This is a genomic window from Brenneria sp. hezel4-2-4 (assembly GCF_013155275.1).
Taxonomy (GTDB): domain Bacteria; phylum Pseudomonadota; class Gammaproteobacteria; order Enterobacterales; family Enterobacteriaceae; genus Brenneria.
The window spans coordinates 383,879-407,639 of record NZ_JABJXS010000004.1; the positions used below are offsets into that span (position 1 = coordinate 383,879).

Consider the following 23,761-nt stretch of genomic DNA (forward strand, 5'->3'; position numbering starts at 1 on the left):
TTAAGCTGAATACATCAGCGCCGCGACGGAAATGGGGTCGCGAAAAATCTTACGTTCGGTAAAAATGTCGTAGAACTTCTGGAAGTAACCAATATCCTGAGGGGTCATGTGGTTATACATCACAAAATTCGGCAGCGGCACCTGCTTCAACAACGCGCTGTCGATACCGGTAAAATTACCGATATTTTCTCGTGCGGCATCCGGCTGAGTCTGAATGAATTCGACGGCGCGGGCGTAGGCGTCGATAAAACGCTTGGCCTTATCCGCATTGCCGCTGATAAAGCCGCTGGTTAGCGCCGCCGCGCCGCCAAACCAGGGCGCATCGGCATCGTCGAGGACATATTTGGAAATCACGCCGGTTTCCAGCGTGCGCGCCAGATTTCTCATCTTGCCGACCGTGCCGGTGGGTTCCAGGGTATAGACGCCGTCAATCTGCCCGGCGGCGAGGGAAGGAATATGTTGCCCCACCGGCAGCTCGATCACTTTAGGATCGGTAAAACCATTTTTCTCCAGAATGATCTTGGCCAGCGTCACATTCTGGATGCCGGGGCCGGTGGCGATACGTTTGCCCTGTAGCTCCGCGATGCTTTTTACCGGGCTGTCGATCGGAACCAGAAACTCGTCCAGCACCCACTGATGATTGGACGGATTGGTGCAAATAAATTTAAACAGTTCCGGCATGGTCTGCGCCCCCAGCCCCAGCGCGCCCGTCGCCGTACCATTGGCGCAGCCATGAATACGGTTGGTGATCATCCCTTCGACAATCTGCTGGGGGCTGGCGAACTTCACCGCCCGCACGTTCAGTCCCGCTTCCTTGAAAAAACCGCGTTCGATGGCGACGTACAGCGGCAACCCGCCGACAATAGGCCAGTAGCCAATGCGGATCTCGTCATCCTCGGCAGCCTGCGCCGGGGAGATTCCCAGCGTTTCACCCGCGACGATCGCACCGAATGCCAGCGCGGAAAGTCGGAGCAAGCGCCGACGTTGTGGATTAGCAGGAACAGATAAAGCCTGGTGAGTGATACGTTTCATCGTTAATCCTCCAAAGGGTGAGCCGGGCGGCCACACCGAATAAAAACAGACAGTTGGGTAAGCTGTTGGAAATGGATTCAAACTTGTATACAAGTCTCACAGGGATTGCAGAAGTTATGCCAATTTTTAATTAATTGAATTTAAATCAATTTTTTTCAGGAAAGGGGCAAGAGGAACGTTGACAGTGCGTAAAGCCTGCGCATACGCTCTATATTAGTGCAGCGGCTTAAATTAAGACCTGATGTCTGCGGGCTGATGGTAAGGACTAAATGTAAAAGAACACGCAGAATGCCTTGTTCCCCCGCTATCTTCAGCTTAGCTACACCTAGTTATAAGAAAAAATTAATCAGTGACCTACGCCGTATTTTTTCCGCGCCTGACTCACTAAGCTGACGTCAGTTACAACGCCTGCCGGCAAGGCATTATGGGTTAAACTGTATGTTTACCTGAATGCGTCAATAACCCAGTGCCCTGCACCGTAGGCAATACCAGATGGTCAAGCGAATAATGTCAGCCAATAAATCGATTGATATGTATGCCGTTCACGTCTTCGTGACGATGGCCGAGGCGGGAAGCATGACCGCGGCGGCCGCGCGGTTAGGCCTGACACCGTCAGCCATTTCGCAAACCATCAGGCTGTTGGAAGATGAATTTGGCGTCATGCTGGTCAATCGGGCCAGACGCCCTTTTGTCTTGACCCCCTATGGCATTGCGTTAAAGAACCGCGGAGAAGTGCTGACCGAAGAGATCGCCAACCTGAAAGCGCAAGTCCTGGAGGCGGGCAAAGGGATTAAACCCGACCTGCGCATCGGTCTGGTCGACTCGTTTGCCATCACCTGCGGTTCGGTATTCACCAAACGTTTGCTGAAAAGCTCATCGCAGTTGCTGATTCGTACGGGCCTAAGCCCACAGCAGGGTGAAGCGCTGATGCGGCGTGAACTGGATCTTATCGTAACCAGCGATCCGCTGATGGATACCGATAGCGTGGTGCGTTACCGTCTGTTTTCCGAAGGCTATTTCATTATTACGCCGCCGGAATATCGCAAACGCATCAAGACTATCGAGGATATTCGCGAGTTGTCCGCCGCGTTGCCGCTGGTGAGATTCAATCGCAACTCACAGATTGGCATGCAGATTGAACGTTATCTACGCAGAATAGATATCCGCGTTCCTAACAGACTCGAATTTGATAATGCGGATACCTTAACGTCCATGGTGGCCGCGGGGATCGGTTGGGCCGTGACCAGCCCGATCAGTTTTCTGCAATCGGAAATCCATTCCCGGCAGGTTGTGACCCATATGCCGGAACAACTGAATATTAAACGTTCGCTTTATATTGTCGGCCATCGCGATGAGTACAGCGCTTTCTTTGATGAAGCATGCGATGTGACGCATGAAATTATCAAGACCGTTTTTATTCCAAAACTGGAGAACCTTAATCGGGGAATAGAAAAATTGGTTTCGATTAACTCAAATGAGATGGAATAGAACATTTATAAAATTTCAATAACCGGGAGACTAATCATCGGCACGTTAAAATAAGCACGTAAGGCATTTTTATTGAGGATGATTCGTCCTGACCCAAACTATCTCATCACGATAAATAAATATCGTGACGACTAAATATTGTCTTATCAAATAGCGGCCGTATTGATAAATAGCGCCGACTCACGGCTATATATTTAAAACAGGCAGCTTATGAAATCGATAAATGAAAGGAATAACGGTTATGTTAAATAATATTCGTATAGAAGAAGACCTGTTAGGTACGCGTGAAGTTCCCGCCAATGCATATTACGGTATTCATACGCTTCGGGCTGTCGAAAACTTTTATATTAGTGACCATACGATTAGCGATATTCCAGAATTTGTCCGCGCCATGGTGATGGTGAAAAAAGCGGCGGCGCTGGCAAACCGGGAGCTGCAAACGATCCCACGTAATATTGCCGATACGATTATTCAGGCGTGTGATGAGGTACTGAATAATGGCAAATGCCTGGATCAGTTTCCAGTGGATGTCTATCAGGGCGGCGCGGGTACATCGGTGAATATGAACACCAACGAGGTGCTGGCGAATATCGGCCTGGAGTTGATGGGTCATCAAAAAGGTGAATATCAATACCTTAACCCGAACGATCATCTGAATAAATGTCAGTCCACCAACGATGCCTATCCGACCGGTTTCCGTCTGGCGGTGTACAGTTCCATCCTGAAACTGATGGATGCCATCACCCAACTGGGCCAGGGATTCGAGCGTAAAGCCCAGGAATTTGAAAATATCCTGAAAATGGGCCGCACCCAGTTGCAGGATGCGGTGCCGATGACGCTGGGCCAGGAATTCCACGCTTTCAACATTCTGCTGAAAGAAGAAAACCGCAACCTGCTGCGTACCGCGGAACTGCTGCTGGAAGTGAATCTGGGGGCGACCGCCATCGGCACTCGCCTGAATACGCCTGATGAATATCAGCATCTGGCGGTAAGCTATCTGGCGGCCGTCAGCGGCTTGCCCTGCGTCCCGGCCGAGGATCTGATCGAAGCCACCTCCGACTGCGGCGCCTACGTGATGGTACACAGCGCCCTCAAGCGTCTGGCGGTCAAGCTATCGAAGATCTGTAACGACCTGCGTTTGCTTTCTTCCGGCCCGCGTACCGGTCTGAACGAAATCAACCTGCCGGAGTTGCAGGCCGGATCGTCCATCATGCCGGCGAAAGTGAACCCGGTGGGGCCGGAAGTGGTCAATCAGGTGTGCTTCAAGGTTATCGGTAATGACACCTGCGTGACCATGGCGGCAGAAGCAGGCCAGCTACAGCTCAACGTCATGGAGCCGGTCATTGGGCAAGCCATGTTCGAGTCCATCCAGATTCTGTCGAATGCGTGTTGCAACCTGCTGGAAAAATGCGTCGATGGCATTACCGCCAATAAAGAAGTGTGTGAAGCATATGTCTTCAATTCTATCGGTATCGTGACCTACCTGAACCCGTTCATCGGTCACCATAATGGCGATATCGTCGGGAAAATCTGCGCCGAAACCGGCAAGAGCGTGCGTGAAGTGGTGCTGGAACGCGGCTTGCTCACCGAAGGCGAACTGGACGATATCTTCTCTATCCAGAACCTGATGCATCCGGCCTATAAAGCAAAGCGCTACACCGAATCCGTTTAATCGCCTTCCCGCACTCACCGGGGCATGCTGGTAAACCCGAGCTTGCCCCTGCCATTTAACGCGTTTTTCGCCTCAATCCGAAAAGCCTGCCCACAAGCCGCTTAAGCCGTGATAACGTAGAAAGTATCAGCGCGTTTAACCATCTACGACCAGAATGAATTAAACCACAGAATACAATGAGTCGGGTAAACGGGGTCATCCGGGCGTCTTGAATCGCCCCGCATGGCTGGCTCCAAAAGAGAATAAGGTGATATCGGTTATGACAAGCAAGAAAACGGCAACGGCATTGGTCTCCGCCGGACGCAGCAAAAAATTCACCCAGGGATCGGTAAACCCCGTCATTCAGCGGGCTTCCTCGCTGGTGTTCGATACCGTCCAGGATAAAAAACACGCCACCATCAACCGGGCCAAAGGCGCATTATTCTACGGCCGTCGCGGCACATTGACCCATTTCTCTTTGCAGGAAGCGATGGTCGAATTGGAAGGCGGCGCCGGCTGTGTGTTGTACCCATGCGGCGCGGCGGCGATCGCCAATGCGATCCTTTCTTTCGTGTCGGCAGGCGATCATGTGCTGGTCACCGGCTCCGCCTACGAACCCACCCAGGGGTTCTGTAATCAAGTACTCAGTAAGTTGAATATCGGCACGACCTATTTTGATCCGTTGATCGGCACGGACATCAGCGAACTGATACAGGAAAACACCAAAGTAGTGTTTCTTGAGTCTCCCGGCTCCCTGACCATGGAAGTCCACGATGTCCCGGCGATCGTACAAGCCGTACGCCGTATCAATCCGGAAATCGTTATCATCATGGATAACACCTGGGCGGCGGGCGTGCTGTTCAAAGCCCTGGAGTTTGATGTCGATATCTCGGTGCAGTCCGGCACCAAGTACATCGTCGGTCACTCTGACGCCATGCTGGGCACCGCCGTCGCCAACGAACGCTGCTGGGCCCAGCTACGCGAACATTCCTATCTGATGGGACAAATGGTTGATGCCGATACCGCCTATATCGCCAGCCGCGGTCTGCGTACGCTGGGAGTAAGGCTCAAACAGCACCAGGAAAGCAGTATTCGCATCGCCAGATGGCTGTCCGAACGCCCCGAAGTCGCCGTGGTTAATCATCCGGCCCTGCCGGAATGTAAAGGCCACGAATTCTATGTCCGTGATTTTAAAGGTTGCAGCGGTCTGTTTTCGTTTGTATTAAAAGACAAGCTGAGCAGCGCGCAGTTGGCGCATTATCTGGATAATTTTGAACACTTCAGCATGGCGTATTCATGGGGCGGCTTTGAATCGCTGATTCTGGCCAACCAGCCGGATGATTTGGCATCAATCCGTCCGGTTGCCGGCGTTGACTTTAGCGGCACGCTGATTCGGTTACATATCGGGCTGGAAGACTGTGATGATTTGATTGACGATTTGGCCGCCGGCTTTAACAGAATGAAGGAAGTGTGACGGCGACCGGACTCATATCCCTTGATTTATCTGCCTCGGAGAGGGTAAAGCGTGTATTATAGAGAGCATAAGTTCTTACTAAAACCGCTTTACCTTAAACTTAGCCCTGCGTTGATATCAGCATATTAAGCACGATATGGTCGGGCATTTTGACCCGTTTCCGTTTTCTTTAGGGCATCAGTCAGCTGGCAGGAAGTAATATGAGTGTGGTTCACGAAATTATTCAGGCGCTATGGCATCAGGATTTCAGCGCGCTGGCCGATCCCCATGTCATGTGGGTGATTTACGGTGTTTTGTTTGCAACCCTGTTTCTGGAAAACGGTTTACTGCCCGCCTCTTTTCTTCCCGGTGACAGCCTGCTATTGCTGACGGGCGCCATGATCGCCAAAGGCGTCATGCACTTCATTCCCACCATGATCCTGCTGACCGTGGCAGCAAGCCTCGGATGCTGGTTCAGCTATCTTCAGGGCCGCTGGCTGAGCGATACCCGCCTGGTTAAAGGCTGGCTGTTGCAGTTACCCGCTCACTACCATCAGCGGGCTTATCGTCTGTTTCACAATCACGGGCTGGTGGCGTTGCTGATCGGCCGTTTTTTGGCATTCATCCGTACGCTGTTGCCCACCATTGCCGGTATTTCCGGGTTAAATAACACACGCTTTCAGATCTTCAACTGGCTCAGCGGTTTCCTTTGGGTCGGCGTTATCGTCACGCTTGGTTACAGCATGAGCCACATTCCCCTGGTAAAACGCTATGAAGATCAGGTGATGACAGCGCTGATCCTCCTGCCGGTGATCCTGCTGGTCAGCGGGTTAATCGGCATGATCGTTATGGTATGGCGCAAAAAACACGCCGCCGCCTGATCGCGCCCGAGCCAATCGGCGCGCGCTGAGATAAAATCCGTTCCCCACTATCCCGCTGTTGCTTTTCCGACTTTACCGTCGTGCAGACTATTCCTTAGCCTGCGAAACAATAGCTTCATTTTTCGACTAGAATTAAGCGACACGCCCGATATGAGAAAGAAACCGATACCGCATCGGCCACAACACTAACGGGCTAGCCACTCCCGCCGCTCATTGGGTACATCAGTGAGGTGGCGGTCAAAAAAGGAGAGTGAAATGACGCAACTTAAACTTAAGCTGGCCGACGGCAACATCATGCCCCAGTTAGGCCTTGGCGTCTGGCGGGCAAGTAATGAAGAAACCGTGACGGCCGTAACCGAAGCATTAAAAACGGGTTATCGCGCGATTGATACCGCCGCCATTTATAAAAATGAACAGGGCGTCGGTCAGGCGCTGCAATCGGCGGAAATACCGCGGGAAGAACTGTTTATCACCACCAAGCTCTGGAACAGCGATCAGAAAGATCCGCAGAGAGCGCTGGAAGAAAGCCTGAGGAAACTGCAACTGAACTATGTGGATCTGTATCTGATCCACTGGCCGCTGCCGCAGCAGGATACCTATGTCGATGCCTGGCGAGGACTGATTAAATTACAGCAACAGGGGTTGGTAAAAAGTATCGGCGTCAGCAATTTCCACACCCATCACTTGCAACGACTGAAAGATGAAACCGGCGTGCTGCCCGTTATCAATCAGATTGAACTACACCCGCTTTTCCAGCAGCGCCCGCTTCATACCTGGAACGCAACCCATCGTATTCAGACCGAGTCCTGGAGTCCGCTGGCGCAAGGCGGCGAAGGCATATTCGATCAGCCCATTATCCGCAAGCTGGCGGCGAAATATGATAAAACCCCGGCGCAAATCGTGATCCGCTGGCATCTGGATAGCGGGTTGGTCGTCATCCCGAAATCCGTTACCCCGGCGCGCATCAGAGAAAATTTCGACGTGTTTGATTTTCGTCTGGATAAGGATGAGCTGGGCGAAATAACGAAACTGGACAACGGCAAGCGTCTTGGCCCCGATCCCGACACGCTGGAAAACGATTGATCCTTTCTTCTTCGCCGGCCGGCGGTATTTGCCGGCGATATCGCGCTCAAGATCTCAGTCCGTCCTTTGTACCGGCCAACCATCAGGTCGGAGGCTGAACGACAAGCTGCCCGGCCGAGCCGTGATCGGCCATTTCCAGCGTCTGGCTGTAGTAGAGCAAGGGAAAAGCCTGTGATGAGGGTTGGGTGAAATACACCAGCAGTTCGACATCGTTATCCACCCACACCGTATCCTTCCAGCCGCTGTCCTCTATCGGCACCGCGCCCCCGTTGACGCTACGCACCAAAAACTTCACGCCTTGAATATGGAATGACTGCGGGGTATCGGCATGGATAAGCCAACGCTCACAGCGCCCTAATTGGGTCTGGACATCGGCGCGGGTCATATCCCACATTGCGCCGTTGATCCCCGGCAGGCTATCGCCCAGACGAAACTCGCGCGTGCGGCTGATGCTGCCTTCGATAATGTTATCCGCCAGCAAACGCATCGGCAGATTATCGGTTACCAGGGGTAATAACCCCGTCGGTTTCAGCGTTAATACCTGCGTTGAAATCAAAATGCTGGATGGCTCAAACAGCCCGCGCAGACGATCCATAATCCCGGCCGACTCGCCCGCGGTAAGCGTAACCTCATCGCCCTGCGACATATCAATCAGGATCTCCCGCCGTTCGCCAGGCGCCAGCGAGATCTGATTAATCGCCATCGGGGCAGGCAACAGCCCCTGATCGCTGGCGATAACGTGGATCGGGCGTCGGTCACTCATCCGCATGATATAGCGGCGGGCATTCGATGCATTGACCAGCCGTAATCGCACCCAGCCGCGGGATACTTCAACATAGGGGTTCTGAACGCCGTTAACCAGCAGCGTATCGCCGACAAAACCGCCGCTGCCCGGCGGGTTGTAAATCGGCACGCCGAAGCTATCCAGACGTTTATCCTGAATAATCAACGGGAAGTCATCCACGCCATAGTGATTGGGAAGCGGTAATGATTTACCGCTGCTGTCTTCCACCAGCCACAGCCCCGCCAGCCCGTTGTAAACATGAGGCGCCATCCGGTTTGGCGTGTTGGCATGATACCAACAGGCGGCCGACGGCTGGCGGATCGGTAATACCGGCGACCAGTCCATACCCGGCGAAATGATACGCGCCGCGCCGCCCATCAGCGAGCCGGGAACCTGTAATCCGCTGACCGTCACGGAGACCGGTTCATTGAGCCGGTTGCTGTAAATCAGCTTAACGTCATCCCCGTCAAACACCCGCACCGTCGGCCCGAGATAATGTCCGTTGAAGCCCCAGACGGGCGCTTTACGATCGCCGGTAAAAGCCCAATGGACGCGTTGCATCGTCAGAAACAGAGGCTGGCCCCGCCGCGACTCCAGCAATGGAGGTATCGGTAATGCGGTTGACGCGCCGTTTACCCGCGCCGACAAAGGCTGACTCGCCGCACACAACGCTAAACCCGATGCCTGAATAAACTGACGCCGGCTGAATGACATAGTTGCTCCGTAAATCTGTTAAACCGTATGCAAAATTTAGCTTCCGAACGACGGTGCGGAAGATATCAATGCCGGACCGGAAAGACCGAAACCACCGGTAATCGTCAAACCACCCAAAAAACCGCAATATTGCCGAATGTCTGGCGGTCAAAGGTTGCAGCAGGCTAAGTCTGGCTGGCTTATTTTTTTTCTGCCGCCTCGCGTTCTGCGACTTCCGCATCCAACTGCGCCAGCTTGGCGGCCATAATCTCATGACAGTGCGCGGCCAGTTCACGAACCTGCTCTTTAGTGTAGGAACGGGTATCGATCGGCGGCAACATTTCCACGATTACATGACCATTATTCCAGCGATTCAGCTTCACTTTATTGCTGGTGGTGGAAATGCAAATCGGTACGATCGGCACTTCCGCGCTGATGGCGGCGTGAAAGGCCCCGGTTTTAAACGGCAGCAGCCCACGACCGCGGCTGCGCGTTCCTTCAGGAAACATCCAGATCGAAATATTGTGCTCTTTGATGTGTTTGACCACCTGAGCAATGGTGCCGTGCGCTTTGGCCCGGTTTTCGCGGTCAATCAGCAGATTCCCCGTCAGCCAATACAGCGGGCCGAAGAAAGGGATCCACAGCAGGCTTTTTTTGCCCAAGGTCACCGTCCGCGGTTGAACCGCATTCGATGCGGTGACCATATCGTAATTATTCTGGTGGTTGGCAATATAGATACATTTGCCGTAATGCGCCGCCTCTTCCGGTATGCGTTTTTCCACCTTCAAACCGAAAACCACCGACAAACGTCCGAAGAGGTGGCCGAATGTTGCGACATGACGCGGATTTTTAGGACTGAAAAGACAGTAAATAGAACCAAAAATACAGATCAGCAGCGAAAATACAATCACCACAATAAACCGAAGAATGAATAACATAACAACCTCATTAGCCAACCGCCGCCGCTAGTATATACCCTTCATCAAATATACTGCGCGATAAACCATGCTCCCCTTTGCCGCGGGTTGGCGATGTTTTAATTAGGTAAAATCCGCAAGGATCGATCAAACAGGGGAAAAGACGATATTATCTCGTCGCCTTTTCCCCGGTGTTGATGATTTTACTCTTCGCTGCTGCCGTCGCCAGTCCGTTTCGGGGCATCGACATCAATGCGATCGATACGTTGCAGACCACGCAGCAGCGTGCCTTTCCGCCCGCGTTCGCCCTGATATTTTTGTAGCTCGTTGGCGCGCAGAACCAGTTTGCGTTTACCAAAGTACAGCGTCACCGATGCCTGCGGCGGCAGCAACAACAGCCAGGTCAGGCGATCCTTGCCGCTGGCAAAGTCTGCTGACGTAATAGACACGATCTTATTGCCTTTGCCTTTCGACAACTGCGGTAAATCAGAAACCGGGAACAACAGCATCCGGCCCGCGGCGGTGATCGCCATCAGCAGATTGTCCTCGCCGTTAATCTCCAGCGGCGGCAGCACCTTGGCATTGTCCGGCAGGGTGATAATCGCTTTTCCTGCGCGGTTGCGCGCCACCAGATCGTTAAAGGTACAGACAAACCCGTAGCCGGCGTCGGAAGCCATCAACAGCAGTTGATCGTCCGCGGCCATCAGTACCTGTTCAACGGTCGCGCCCGGCGGCGGCGTCAGCTTACCGGTCAACGGCTCGCCCTGACCGCGCGCCGAAGGCAGCGTCAGCGGATCAAGCGCGTAGCTGCGGCCTGTCGAGTCGATAAACACCACCGGCTGATTGGTTTTACCGCGGGCGGCGGAACGGAAGCTGTCGCCCGCTTTATAACTTAACCCGGAAGGATCGATATCGTGTCCTTTGGCGCTGCGTACCCAGCCCATTTCCGACAGCACGATCGTGACGGGTTCCGACGGGACAAAATCATGTTCGCTCATGGCTTTCGCCTCGCCGCGTTCCTGCAACGGCGAACGGCGATCGTCGCCATAAGCTTGCGCATCCGCCTGAATTTCTTTTTTCAGCAGATTACTCAGCTTGCGCTCAGATCCCAGCAACGCCTGAAGATGATCGCGCTCTTTCGCCAGATCGTCCTGCTCGCCGCGGATTTTCATCTCTTCCAGCTTGGCCAAATGGCGTAATTTCAATTCCAGAATCGCTTCGGCCTGCGTTTCGCTCAGGCTGAACTGACGCATCAACACCGGCTTAGGCTCGTCTTCGGTGCGAATAATGTGGATCACTTCATCGATATTGAGGAACGCAATCAGCAAACCTTCCAGAATATGCAAACGCTTGAGCACTTTCTCCAGACGGTAATTCAAGCGGCGGCGCACGGTATCACGGCGGAACACCAGCCATTCAGTCAGGATTTCCACCAGCCCTTTGACGGCGGGGCGACCATCCAGACCGATCATATTCATATTGATACGGTAGCTTTTTTCCAGATCGGTGGTGGCGAACAGATGGTTCATCACCTGATCCAGATCGATACGGTTGGAGCGCGGCACCAGCACTAATCGGGTAGGGTTTTCGTGGTCGGATTCATCACGCAGATCTTCAATCATCGGCAGTTTCTTGGCGCGCATCTGGCTGGCTATCTGCTCCAGCACTTTGGCCCCCGAAACCTGATGAGGCAGCGCGGTGATCACCACTTCGCCATCCTCTTTTTTCCAGACGGCGCGCATACGCACCGAACCGCGCCCGTTCTGGTAAATTTTACGCACGTCATCACGCGGGGTAATGATTTCCGCTTCCGTCGGGAAATCAGGCCCGTGAACGTATTGCAACAGATCTTCCAGCGAGGAGCCGGGTTTATCGATCAGCGCCACCGCCGCCGCCGCCACTTCACGGACGTTATGCGGCGGGATGTCGGTCGCCATACCGACGGCGATCCCGGTCGTGCCGTTAAGCAGAATGTTCGGCAGCCGGGCAGGCAGCATTTTCGGCTCCTGCATGGTGCCGTCAAAATTCGGCACATAGTCGACCGTCCCCTGCCCCAGTTCTCCCAGCAGGGTTTCAGCATATTTAGACAGCCGGGATTCGGTATAACGCATGGCAGCAAATGATTTGGGATCGTCCGGCGCCCCCCAGTTCCCCTGCCCGTCCACCAGCGGATAGCGGTAGGAGAAGGGCTGCGCCATTAATACCATCGCCTCGTAACAGGCGCTGTCGCCATGCGGATGATATTTACCCAACACGTCGCCGACGGTACGGGCGGATTTTTTGAATTTGGCGCTGGCATTCAGGCCCAGCTCCGACATGGCATAAATAATACGGCGCTGTACCGGCTTTAGACCGTCGCCGATAAACGGCAACGCCCGATCCATGATGACGTACATGGAGTAGTTCAGGTACGCATTTTCAGTAAACGTGTGCAGCGCCAGGCTTTCTGCGCCGTCATGCGTCATCTCACTCATTTATCTCATTTCCTCACATCGCAGCGCGATTATTGCTTTCTTTAACACGCTACACGGCATGTTTGGCGGGAATAGTACCTTATCTGGCCGTGTCCTGTCACAGATAACGCCGGCGGACTCACCCGTCACCGGCGGCGACGCCTGACGGCTTTATTTTGGGCGCGCCGGTCGATGATGAAACGCTCGAAAGCCACGCGGCCGATTACCCGCCAAAACGTTTTATTAAGAATTATTCATTATGATTTTTTCCAACAATGATAATAATTATCATATGGTAATGGTTATCATTTCCATATTTTTTGTAATGTTATCAGACGTTAACTTTTGAAGTTGGCTGCCAGCATCGTCCTGTTTATCCCGGCATGGCTGGTCGAACAGAACCATAGAAAAGAGTATCACTATGTTAATTAATAAGAATCTCAATAAAATTCTTCTCACCGGGATATTGGCCGGCACAGCGTTGAACAGCACGGCGGCCGATAGCCAATCACCCGCACAGCGTAACGTGGCGAACAACGATGCCGCCGGGACAAAAAATCAGACGACCCCGACCAGCCAATCCGAGCCGACCGGCGATGTAATGACGGTTTACTCGCCCAAAGTTGAGAAAGAAGCCGGTACCAAGACAATCATCACCGCCAGCGATATGCAGAAAGAGGGCGGCAACGATTTCAGTACCATCATGCGCTACCAGCCGCTGATCAGCGCGCCGGGCGTCACCAGCGGCGTCAGCGCAGGTAAAAGCAGCTATGACCGCGGCGGCGCCAGTGGATACAATATCCGCGGGCTGGAAAACAACCGGGTCTCCATTGATATCGACGGCGTGGAGCTACCGTCTTCCACCGATCGCGGTACATCCACGGTCAGCGGTCGCCGCCAGACGGGCAGCACCGGCATTGGCCGTGGCGACTATCTCGACCCGTACCTGTACGGTTCAGTGGATATCGAATCCGGCGCCACGTCGGTCGCCAACAGTAATAACGCGCTGGGCGGGTCGGTCTCTTTCAAACCAAAATCCGCCAATGATTATCTAAACGCCGGCAAGCACAGCTATTTTGGTTATCAGGCCGGTTATGACTCCGCCAACCGCAGCGTCCACAACGGCATTACCGCGGCCGGCGGCGGCGACGATCTGCGCGGCGTTATCGTCATCAGCCGTCGCGACGGCAATGAAACCGAAAACCAGCGCGACGCCGCGATCGACAGCACCCCGGCCAACTGGCACTCCAACGCGATATTGGCGTCCGGTATCTGGCAGGCGACGAGTTCGCATCAGCTTACCGCCACCGTCGATTATTATCACAAAACCAATCACGCCAATTTCCCGACCTGGAACATGAGCGCATCGGGCGTCTCGTCACTTGACGGCAGCACCTCCTATCAGGACAGTCAGACCCGCCGTTGGGGATTCAGTCTGGCGGATCTCTATACGCCGGAAGATTTCGCGCTGTTCGACAGCCTGAACACCAAGCTGTTTTATACCCAAACCGAAGCGCACGACTATACCGTCACCGATGCTTCCACGCCGACTTCCGTCTGGAGCAACTACGATACCAAAACCATCGGTCTTGAGAGCAAGGCTAGCAAGGAATGGCGTAATCACAGTATCAGCTACGGTTTCAATGCTCGTCAGTCGAAAACAGAACGTCCGTTCATCACGGAAAATCTGACGGCTAGCGGCCTGGGTATCGATCTGGGGCGCCCGCAGGCGGATAGCGAAATCGTCAATCTGGGCGCTTTCGTACAGGACAAGATCACCTGGGATCTGGCGGGTCGCGACTTCTCGGTCGTACCCGGAGTGCGTTTTGCCTGGCAGCACGCCGAACCAAAGAACGCGTCCAATCTGTTTACCAACACTAATGGCAATGTAACTTCAGACGAAGCCGCCGGCATGTATGGCACCAATGCCGATGGACAGGTTCTGCCGTCCATCGCATTCCAGTACACCCTCACGCCCGATCTGCTGGCCTACGTTCAATACCGGCGCGGCGCCCAGTTCCCCACCGACGGGCAACTGTACGGCTCCTGGGCTCTCGGCTATATGGGCACTTCCAGTAGCTATGCCATCCTGAGCGATCCAAACCTGAAAACCGAAACCAGCGATAACTATGAACTGGGGCTGAAAGGTCAGATAGTGGAAGGCGTCACGCTGAGCGCGTCGGCCTTCTATAGTGATTACAAGAATTTTATCGCCAACGGTTACTACCGCCGCGCCGATAATCCCGCCTTGTTCGCCGGCGTGCCGAGTAATCTCAGCATTCTTTATCTGACCGAGAACCGCGATAAAGCCTATATCTACGGCGGTGAAATCAGCGCCAAATTCAACCTCGGCACCTGGTTCGAACAGGCGAACGGCTTCAGCGCCCGTCTGGCCTACGGCTACACCGAAGGGGCATCAAAATCCAGCGCCAGCGGCGACTCGTATGTCGCTCTGGACTCGGTAACGCCGCAGAAAGCCGTGGTGGGTATCGCCTACGATGATCCGTCCAGCCTCTACGGCGCCGCGCTGATCGCCACTTTCAACAAAGGCAAAACCGCCACTTACGCGGCGGGTCGTAAGCTCCCTTCCAATGGAAACAATCTGGGTTCTGACGATTATACGTTTATGCATGTACCGGGTTACGCGCTGGTGGATCTGACCGCTTACTACCGCGTATCCCAAAACGTGAGACTTAGTGGCGGCATCTACAACCTGACCGATCGCAAATACTGGGATTATCAGACCAGCCGCAATATCGAGGCACCGACCAGCACCGATGCCGGTGATATCAACTACTACAACCAGCAGTTGGCCATCGCGCCGGGCCGCACTTTCCAACTGGGAATTAATGTTGATTTCTGATGAGTCGTGAGGCGGAAACGCCTCATTGATTATTGTCTGACGAGACGGGATAAGAGCGCCGCGCTTGCTTATCCCGTTTTTACCGTTTGAACGCCGGCCGATGCCGTCGTTATACCTCGATTTCCGCCCGGTCGCCCTTCTCCTGCAACCAGTTGCGGCGATCTTCCGAGCGCTTTTTCGCCAGCAGCATATCCATCATCGCCATGGTCTGATCGATATCGTCGTCGTTTATCGTCAGTTGCACCAAACGGCGGGTATTCGGATCGAGCGTGGTTTCGCGTAATTGCAGCGGATTCATTTCGCCCAGCCCTTTAAAGCGCTGAACGTTGGGTTTGCCTTTTTTACGCTTGAGCTGCTCCAGCACGCCCGCTTTTTCTTCTTCATCCAGGGCGTAATACACCTCTTTACCGAGATCGATCCGGTACAGCGGCGGCATCGCCACATACACATGCCCGCCTTTCACCACCGAGCGGAAATGACGAACGAACAAGGCGCACAGCAGCGTGGCGATGTGCAGACCATCCGAATCCGCATCCGCCAGAATGCAAATCTTGCCGTAACGAAGCTGGCTTAAATCGTCGCTATCCGGATCGATACCGATCGCCACCGAGATATCGTGCACCTCCTGAGAAGCCAGCACCTCATCGGACGACACCTCCCAGGTATTCAGGATCTTACCTTTCAGCGGCATGATCGCCTGGAATTCACGTTCTCTGGCCTGCTTGGCGGAGCCGCCCGCGGAGTCCCCTTCCACCAGAAACAGTTCCGTGCGGTTCAGATCCTGCGAGGTGCAGTCGGCCAGCTTGCCGGGCAGCGCCGGGCCACTGGTCAGTTTTTTACGCACCACTTTTTTGGCGGCGCGCATGCGGCGCTGAGCGCTGGCGATCGCCAGTTCCGCCAGTTGCTCGGCGGTCTGAATATTCTGGTTTAGCCACAGGCTGAACGCATCTTTCACCACGCCGGAAACGAATGCCGCGCACTGACGTGAGGACAGGCGCTCTTTGGTCTGCCCGGCAAACTGCGGATCCTGCATTTTCACCGACAGCACGTAAGCACAGCGCTCCCAGATATCATCGGCGCTCAGCTTCACGCCGCGCGGCAGTATATTGCGGAATTCACAGAATTCACGCATCGCATCCAGCAGCCCCTGACGCAACCCGTTGACGTGCGTTCCGCCCATCGGGGTCGGGATCAGGTTAACATAGCTCTCGGTCAGCAATTCGCCGCCTTCCGGCAGCCACAGCAGCGCCCAGTCAACGGCTTCCGTATCGCCGGAAATGGAACCCAGAAACGGCTGTTCCGGCAGGGTGATCAATCCGTTTACCGCTTCGCACAGATAATCCTTCAACCCATCCTGATAGCACCAGCGCTGCTCGGTATTATTGAGCTTATCTTTAAACACGATCTCGACGCCGGGACACAATACCGCTTTGGCTTTGAGCAGGTGCGTCAAACGAGAGACGGAAAAACGCGGGCTGTCGAAGAATTTTTCATCCGGCCAGAAGTGAACGCGCGTACCGGTATTACGACGGCCGCAGGTGCCGGTTACGGTCAGATCCTGCACTTTGTCGCCGTTCTCAAACGCCATATCGTACACCTGACCATCACGCCGCACCGTCACTTCCACACGTGAAGACAACGCGTTGACCACCGAGATCCCCACCCCGTGCAAACCGCCCGAGAACTGATAATTCTTATTGGAGAATTTCCCTCCGGCGTGCAGCCGGCACAGAATCAGTTCAATCGCCGGAACCCCCTCTTCGGGGTGAATATCCACCGGCATACCGCGACCGTCGTCAATCACCTCTAGTGACTGATCGGCGTGCAAAATCACATCGATACGGCGCGCGTGCCCGGCTAATGCCTCATCGACGCTGTTGTCTATAACCTCTTGCCCCAAATGGTTAGGACGCGTGGTGTCGGTGTACATTCCCGGACGACGGCGCACCGGTTCCAGTCCGCTGAGTACTTCAATCGCATCAGCGTTATAGCTTGATTGAGTCATGGTTTGAGTTAATTCGTTGTTTTAAAAGAATAAGTGGTAAACTATACCGGAGGTGCGTTATTCACGAGCGCGTAACCGGCGACGTTCGCCGGCTATTGCGGTTGGCACCCTTGTTGATCAGTCTGTCGTGAGCCCCAAAAAATTCACTATGGGTGAAAAAAAGTGCTCAAATCCGACAAAGGCATGACTGCCCCCTGACTCCACTGTTTGGCGACAGGCGGTGTAATACGCCACCGCCTGACGATAATCCAGAACTTCATCCCCGGTCTGAAGCAGCAGCCACAGCAAATCAGGCGCTTCCAGCGGATCAACCTGCATGACCTTCAGATCGTAAATGTGCCGTGACTCTAGCACATATTGTTCGCCGGTGTAGGGGTTCTGATATTCGCCCAGATGGTCGAGCAGCAGTTCAAACGGCCTGACGGCCGGGTTCACCACCACGGCGGGAACGGTAAAGCACTGGGACAGCCAGGTCGCATAATAACCACCGAGCGAGGAACCCACAATGCCCAGCGGCCGACCCGCGTGCGCCATCACCAGCGACTCCATCATCTCCGCCGCCTCGGCCGGATAAGGCGGAAGCTGCGGCACCAGCATATCGATGTCGGGATGCCGGCTGGCCAGCCATGTTTTCAGCGCCGTCGCTTTGGCTGAATAAGGCGTGCTGTTGAAGCCGTGCAGATAAAGCAGGGTCGGCATCAGTAACCGTCCGAATCCATATCGGGCAGGAATTCGCTCCCCGCCAGACGATGCACCTCGGTCTCCAACCGACCGTCCGGCATCAGATCCAGATAACGCCAGCCGGGCGCTAAACCGTCAATGGTGAAATTCGTGCAATGGGGTTTGAACTGAACGCAGGTAGAGGGCGTGGCCAGCAGACGTCGGCCGTGCCAGTCGAGATCCAGCTCCTGATGAATATGTCCGCACAAAATGGTACTCACCCGCGGATAGCGGGCCAGCACCGCCGCCAGGCTATGCGCGTTACGCAAACTGTGCTGATCGAGCCAGGTACAGCCGGAAGGATGCGGATGATGATGCAGTAACAGCAGAGTATGGCGATCCGGCTGACTTTGCAGACTACGCTCGAGCCATTCGAGCTGATAATCGCTCAGTTCGCCATGCGGCACGCCAAACACCTGGCTATCCAGCAGAATAATCTGCCATGTATCGCCCAACAGCACATGTTTGGACGGCGCAATCTCCGCCTCGGCCAGCGCATCGACCATCGCCGGCTGAAAATCATGATTGCCCGGCAACCACACGCAGGGGGCGGACAAGCGCTGGATCCCGCGCGTGAAATGGCGATAGGCCTCCAGCGAATGATCCTGAGCCAAATCGCCTGTCGCCACGATTAAATCAAACTCATGCTGCTGAGCCTGTATTGCATCCAGCACGGCGTGATAGCTGCGGTAGGTGTTAATACCCAGCAACGTTTCATGCTCACCGGCAAAAAGGTGGGTATCTGTTATTTGTAAAATCCTGACTCTGGCCCCACTCGCCACAGGAAGTGTCAACAGGCTTTCCAAATGATGGTGTCCTTGGTTACTTAACTCTGTCTATACCCGCCATCTTTCACGTCGCAGGCGCGTCGGCTTCCCGCAACCTGAAAGCTATTGGGTATCAAAAACCGGGATCGACATCGAACCATACGCCAAACAATATTTTAGCCAATCAGCAAGAAACTGATTAATTTGATGCTTTTCGTCACGTTGATGTAACTTCTTGTTCGGATAATCATAACGTGCTTTGAAGCGGAAGATCTGCTGACTGGCACACACTTCCGCAACCAACGCGTCATGATACAGCCTGACCGTCATCATGGGCAGACTCCAGTAGCTTACCGCCGGGGCGGTCTGCTGGATTTCCACCAATGAGGTATACCGGGTGGATTCAATAATGGTTAAACGATAAACCGCATGATTAACGTGATAAACCGCCGTTTCACCGACTTCGTCGATACGGGGCAGCAAACGACGCAATTGCATGAAATTGGTTTCGCATAGCCTCATCATTGCCGGGAAATCCGGGGTATAACGTTTCATAAATTCAATCCACCCACGCCTTTCTCAATTTTTCATGGTGCAGTGCCAACCATTGCAGGGCAATGACAGACGCGGCGTTATCGATAATCCCTTCCTCAACCCATTGATAACTCTGTTCACGGCTGACGACATGAACCCGGATATCTTCATTTTCTTCCGCCAGCCCGTGAATGCCCGCCGCCGTCCGGGTATCCACTTCCCCTACCATAACAGCCAGACGCTCACTGGTGCCACCGGGACTGGCCAAATAGCTGATTATTTGCCGGCAGCGGCCCACAGATAACCCGGCTTCCTCCTGGGCCTCCCGCCGGGCGACCTGTTCCAGACTTTCTCCCGGCTCAATCATGCCGGCCACCAGTTCAAGCAGCCAGGGAGAGACGCTGGTGTCATAAGCGGCAATGCGTATCTGTTCGACCAGCACCACCTCATCACGCACCGGATCGTAAGGCAGCAGGACAACCGCATGCCCGCGTTCAAAAATCTCGCGGCTGACTTCATCGCTCATTTCGCCATTAAACAACCGATGACGAAAACGGTAGCGTACCAGTGAAAAAAAGCCGTTGTATAACTTTTCACGTGCAATAATTTCTACATCGTCTTGATTAAAAGTAACCGGACTGGGTACTGAAGACGTCATGACTAAGCTCCTGTCACGAGTATGATGACGCCCGGTATTGTAGCGCGGACTCGCCAATCATCACACTCGCTGTTGTTTGTGGTAAATTTACGTACACCCGGAACCTATCCCAGCAGGCATGATGGTCATCGCCACTTTTGGTGCCGGCCGTGTCCCGACAGTACGAAAATAAGGACACGCCGCTCAAGTACAACACAGAGTAAATAAAATGACTAATCGGGCGGATGGCGGGAAAAGATGGCACGTTCAGCTACCTTATCCTATTGGCAGATTCTGATAGAATCGACGACTATTCGTCTATCGACAGCGCTATATAGCGACATTGCTGCACAACAAGGAATGCAAATGAAGAAATTGCTCCCTCTCCTTATCGGTCTGAGCCTGGGTGGTTTTAGCGCCATTAGCCAGGCGGAAAATCTGTTACAGGTTTATCAGCAGGCGAAAACGACCAACCCTGATTTACGCAGCTCAGCCGCCACCCGCGACGCCGCGTTTGAAAAAATCAACGAAGCCCGCAGCCCGTTGCTGCCGCAATTGGGTTTAGGCGCGGATTATACCTATAACAATGGCTATCGCGACAACCAGGGTGTGAACAGCGATGTGAAAAGCGCGTCATTGCAGTTGACGCAAACCCTGTTCGACATGTCCAAATGGCGCGCGCTGACCTTACAGGAAAAACAGGCCGGCATTGAAGACGTTACCTATCAGAGCGCGCAACAGGCCCTTATTCTGAATACGGCGACCGCGTATTTCAATGTGCTGCGCGCCATTGATTCCCTGTCTTATATCAACGCGCAAAAAGAAGCCATCTACCGTCAGTTGGATCAGACCACTCAGCGTTTTAACGTCGGTCTGGTGGCGATTACCGACGTACAGAACGCGCGCTCCGAGTACGACAGCGTGCTTGCCAACGAAGTGCTGGCGCGCAATACGCTGGATAACGCCCTGGAAGTTCTGCGTCAGGTAAGCGGTAATTTCTACCCGCAGTTGGCGGGTCTGAACATCGACAATTTTGCCACCCGTCAGCCCGGCGTGGTAAACAACCTGCTGAAAGAAGCAGAAAACCGCAACCTTAACCTGCTGTCCGCCCGCCTGAGCCAGGATCTGGCGCGCGAACAAATCCGTTACGCGCAAACCGGGCACATGCCTACGCTGGATCTGACCGCCTCCACCGGCGTCAGCGATACCAGCTATTCGGGTTCCAATGCCCGCGGCAGTTCGTTTAATGACAGTGACGTCGGTCAAAACAAGGTCGGCGTCAGTTTCAGCTTACCGCTGTATAGCGGCGGCGCGACCAGTTCGCAGGTAAAACAGGCGCAGCACAGTTTCGTCAGCGCCAGCGAACTGCTGGAAAGCGCTCACCGTTCCGTCGTCCAGACCGTGCGATCTTCTTTCAACAATATTTCCGCCTCGATCAGCAGCATCAACGCGTATAAACAGGCTGAAGTTTCCGCGCAAAGCTCACTGGATGCGATGGAAGCCGGTTATCAGGTAGGCACCCGAACCATTGTCGATGTGCTGGACGCCACCACCACGCTGTATAACGCCAAGCAGCAGCTTTCCAGCGCCCGTTATGATTACCTGATTAATCAGTTGAACATTAAATCCGCACTGGGGACGCTGAATGAAAGCGATCTGCAAGCGCTGAATGCCGCGTTAGGCCAGCCGGTTTCAACCACGCCGCCGGTCAGCGACGATCACCGCAGCGGGCTGCTCACGCAAACCACCTCCGCGCCGCTTCAGTAGTCCTATCGCTATCCTGGGGAACAAACGTTCCCCTCTCATGCCGATAAAGCGAAGCGCCGCACAACTGAATGTATAGCAACGTAAAGAGTCGCTCGGTTACTGCCTTTGGTGCTTTAAATTCAAGCAGCCTTCCCCTATTCTTAACACACTTGTTAGTCATTGGGCATGATGCCTTTTCTCTGGGATAACACGATGAAACGTACCAAAAATATTAATCAGGAAACTTTCCGGAAAGGATGGCGAACGTACCGTCTGGCGCCCATCGCCTTGGCCGTCAGTACGGTATTTGTATTGGCAGGCTGCGAGCAGGCCGATGAAACCGTTTCCCTGTATCAGAACGCCGATGAATGTTCGAGCGCCAATCCATCGATGAGCGAGCAGTGCACCACCGCGTATAACAACGCCCTGAAAGAAGCGGAAAAAACCGCGCCTAAATATGCGACGCGCGAAGACTGCGTGGCTGAGTTTGGCGAAGCGCAATGTACTCAGGCTCCGGCGCAGGCCGGCATGGCCGCGGAATCTCAGCAGAGCGGCAGTTTCTGGATGCCGCTGATGGCCGGTTATATGATGGGCCGAATGATGGGCGGCGGCGCTGGCTACGCCCAACAGCCGCTGTTTACCTCAAAATCCCCGACCAGCCCGGCCAACGGCAAATTCGTTGATGCGACCGGTAAAAATTACGGTAATGCCACGACGGGCCGAACCATTAACGTACCGAAAACGGCGCTGGCGCCTAAACCCGCCACCACCTCAACCATTACCCGCGGCGGGTTCGGCGAGACGGTCGCCAAACAGACCAGCATGCAACGCAGCAACGCCAGTTCAAGTTCCAGCTCTTCCCGTAGCATGGGTGGCTGAGGACGTATTTAATGAAGCGGATTGAAATCAAAGAACGTCCCGACTGGCGTGAGAAAGCCACCGAATTCGGCTTTCGTTTTCACACCATGTATGGAGAACCCTACTGGAGTGAAGAGGCGTACTATCAGTTTACCCTCGCACAAATCGAAGAATTGGAAGACACCACCGCCGAGCTGCACCAGATGTGCTTACAGGTGGTGGAAAAAGTCGTCGACAGTGAACAGCTACTGACGAAATTCCGCATTCCCAAACACACCTGGGAATTTGTCAGGGATTCATGGCGCACCCGCCAGCCGTCGCTTTATTCGCGCCTGGATTTGGCTTATGACGGCAAAACGCCGGCCAAGCTGCTGGAAAACAACGCGGATACGCCGACATCGCTCTATGAAGCGGCATTTTTTCAATGGCTGTGGCTGGAAGATCAACTCAAGTCAGGGCAATTGCCGCAAACCGCCGATCAGTACAACAGTATTCAGGAAAAGCTGATCGAACGTTTTGAGGATCTCAAACTCAATCACGGTTTTGGTTTGTTGCATTTCGCCTGCTGCCAGGATACGGAAGAAGATCGCGGTACGGTGCAATATCTCCAGGATTGCGCGCTGGAAGCCGGTCTGCCGAGTGAATTTCTTTATATGGAAGAAATCGGCCTGGGTGAAAAAGGCCAGTTTACCGATCTGGAAAATCAGGTGATCGGCAATCTGTTCAAGCTGTATCCCTGGGAATTCATGCTGCGCGAGATGTTTTCCACCAAGCTGGAAGATGCCGGCGTTCGCTGGCTGGAACCCGCCTGGAAGAGCATTATCTCCAATAAGGCGCTGCTGCCGATGCTGTGGGAGATGTTCCCGAATCACCCCAACCTGTTACCCGCTTATTTCAGCGAAGACCAACACCCGGCGCTGGAAAATTACGTCATCAAGCCGCTGTTTTCGCGCGAAGGCGCCAATATCCAGATTGTGGAAAACGGCAAGGAGATTGCCGCGGTGGGCGGGCCATATGGCGAAGAAGGCAAAATCATTCAGCAATACCACCCTTTGCCCAGATTCGGCGACAGCTATACCCTGATTGGCAGTTGGCTGGTAAACGATCAACCCTGCGGCATTGGCGTACGCGAAGATCGCGAACTGATCACGCAGGATCTGTCGCGTTTTTACCCGCATATCATTCTGGATTAATCG

General features: G+C 54.0%; 18 protein-coding genes. 9 read left to right on the top strand and 9 right to left on the bottom strand.

All coding sequences use genetic code 11. The annotated features are described in order from the left end of the window. Window positions 1-1,032, bottom strand: coding sequence for an ABC transporter substrate-binding protein (locus HOY33_RS11465; protein WP_172290331.1), 1,032 nt, complete (start codon window positions 1,030-1,032; stop codon window positions 1-3). A gap of 492 nt (window positions 1,033-1,524) precedes the next feature. Between HOY33_RS11465 and HOY33_RS11470 the strand changes: the two genes are divergently transcribed. The 5 genes from HOY33_RS11470 (at window position 1,525) to dkgA (ending at window position 7,588) form a co-directional block, all read left to right on the top strand. Further along, window positions 1,525-2,520, top strand: coding sequence for a LysR family transcriptional regulator (locus tag HOY33_RS11470; protein ID WP_172290332.1), 996 nt, complete (start codon window positions 1,525-1,527; stop codon window positions 2,518-2,520). A gap of 241 nt (window positions 2,521-2,761) precedes the next feature. After that, window positions 2,762-4,192: an aspartate ammonia-lyase gene (gene aspA / locus HOY33_RS11475; protein WP_172290333.1), complete on the top strand. Its 1,431-nt coding sequence runs from the start codon at window positions 2,762-2,764 to the stop codon at window positions 4,190-4,192. Window positions 4,193-4,451: 259 nt separating this feature from the next. Further along, window positions 4,452-5,645 carry a cystathionine beta-lyase gene (gene metC, locus HOY33_RS11480; protein ID WP_172290334.1) on the top strand — a complete coding sequence of 398 codons (1,194 nt, stop codon included), beginning with the start codon at window positions 4,452-4,454 and terminating at the stop codon, window positions 5,643-5,645. 200 nt (window positions 5,646-5,845) lie between these two features. Next, entirely contained in the window at window positions 5,846-6,505 is a 660-nt protein-coding gene (locus HOY33_RS11485; protein ID WP_172290335.1) for a DedA family protein, read from the top strand. Window positions 6,506-6,760: 255 nt separating this feature from the next. Continuing rightward, the gene (dkgA, locus tag HOY33_RS11490; RefSeq protein WP_172290336.1) at window positions 6,761-7,588 is read left to right on the top strand and encodes a 2,5-didehydrogluconate reductase DkgA; all 828 of its coding nucleotides are present in this window, start codon (window positions 6,761-6,763) and stop codon (window positions 7,586-7,588) included. A gap of 82 nt (window positions 7,589-7,670) precedes the next feature. Here dkgA and ftsP read toward each other — a convergent pair whose 3' ends face one another. From ftsP to parC, 3 genes are all read right to left on the bottom strand, one after another. Continuing rightward, window positions 7,671-9,086 (bottom strand): cell division protein FtsP, encoded by a 1,416-nt coding sequence (ftsP, locus tag HOY33_RS11495; RefSeq protein WP_172290337.1) that lies wholly within the window; start codon window positions 9,084-9,086, stop codon window positions 7,671-7,673. A 179-nt stretch (window positions 9,087-9,265) separates the two neighbouring features. Then, the gene (locus HOY33_RS11500; protein ID WP_172290338.1) at window positions 9,266-10,003 is read right to left on the bottom strand and encodes a 1-acylglycerol-3-phosphate O-acyltransferase; all 738 of its coding nucleotides are present in this window, start codon (window positions 10,001-10,003) and stop codon (window positions 9,266-9,268) included. Window positions 10,004-10,185: 182 nt separating this feature from the next. Beyond that, entirely contained in the window at window positions 10,186-12,456 is a 2,271-nt protein-coding gene (parC, locus tag HOY33_RS11505) for a DNA topoisomerase IV subunit A (protein WP_172290339.1), read from the bottom strand. 400 nt (window positions 12,457-12,856) lie between these two features. On the opposite strand from parC, the gene HOY33_RS11510 reads away from it, so the two are divergent. Beyond that, the gene (locus HOY33_RS11510) at window positions 12,857-15,298 is read left to right on the top strand and encodes a TonB-dependent hemoglobin/transferrin/lactoferrin family receptor (RefSeq protein WP_172290340.1); all 2,442 of its coding nucleotides are present in this window, start codon (window positions 12,857-12,859) and stop codon (window positions 15,296-15,298) included. Between the two features lie 109 nt (window positions 15,299-15,407). On the opposite strand, the gene parE is transcribed toward HOY33_RS11510, so the two are convergent. The 5 genes from parE to nudF form a co-directional block, all read right to left on the bottom strand. After that, on the bottom strand, window positions 15,408-17,303 hold the full coding sequence (parE, locus tag HOY33_RS11515) for a DNA topoisomerase IV subunit B (protein ID WP_172290341.1): 1,896 nt from the start codon (window positions 17,301-17,303) through the stop codon (window positions 15,408-15,410). 117 nt (window positions 17,304-17,420) lie between these two features. Beyond that, window positions 17,421-18,002 (bottom strand): esterase YqiA, encoded by a 582-nt coding sequence (gene yqiA / locus HOY33_RS11520; RefSeq protein WP_172290342.1) that lies wholly within the window; start codon window positions 18,000-18,002, stop codon window positions 17,421-17,423. Continuing rightward, entirely contained in the window at window positions 18,002-18,829 is an 828-nt protein-coding gene (gene cpdA, locus HOY33_RS11525) for a 3',5'-cyclic-AMP phosphodiesterase (RefSeq protein WP_172290343.1), read from the bottom strand. Before cpdA ends, yqiA begins: the two co-directional genes overlap by 1 nt. An 84-nt stretch (window positions 18,830-18,913) precedes the next feature. Next, window positions 18,914-19,345, bottom strand: a complete 432-nt coding sequence (locus HOY33_RS11530) for a DUF1249 family protein (protein WP_172290344.1) — start codon at window positions 19,343-19,345, stop codon at window positions 18,914-18,916. Between the two features lie 4 nt (window positions 19,346-19,349). Further along, window positions 19,350-19,982 (bottom strand): ADP-ribose diphosphatase, encoded by a 633-nt coding sequence (gene nudF, locus HOY33_RS11535; RefSeq protein WP_172290345.1) that lies wholly within the window; start codon window positions 19,980-19,982, stop codon window positions 19,350-19,352. A gap of 345 nt (window positions 19,983-20,327) precedes the next feature. Here nudF and tolC point away from each other — a divergent pair, with 345 nt between their 5' ends. The 3 genes from tolC (at window position 20,328) to HOY33_RS11550 (ending at window position 23,758) form a co-directional block, all read left to right on the top strand. Then, window positions 20,328-21,728, top strand: coding sequence for an outer membrane channel protein TolC (tolC, locus tag HOY33_RS11540; RefSeq protein ID WP_172290346.1), 1,401 nt, complete (start codon window positions 20,328-20,330; stop codon window positions 21,726-21,728). A gap of 192 nt (window positions 21,729-21,920) precedes the next feature. Next, window positions 21,921-22,586 (top strand): DUF1190 family protein, encoded by a 666-nt coding sequence (locus HOY33_RS11545; RefSeq protein ID WP_172290347.1) that lies wholly within the window; start codon window positions 21,921-21,923, stop codon window positions 22,584-22,586. Window positions 22,587-22,597: 11 nt separating this feature from the next. After that, window positions 22,598-23,758, top strand: coding sequence for a glutathionylspermidine synthase family protein (locus HOY33_RS11550; RefSeq protein ID WP_172290348.1), 1,161 nt, complete (start codon window positions 22,598-22,600; stop codon window positions 23,756-23,758). Window positions 23,759-23,761: the final 3 nt, after the last annotated feature.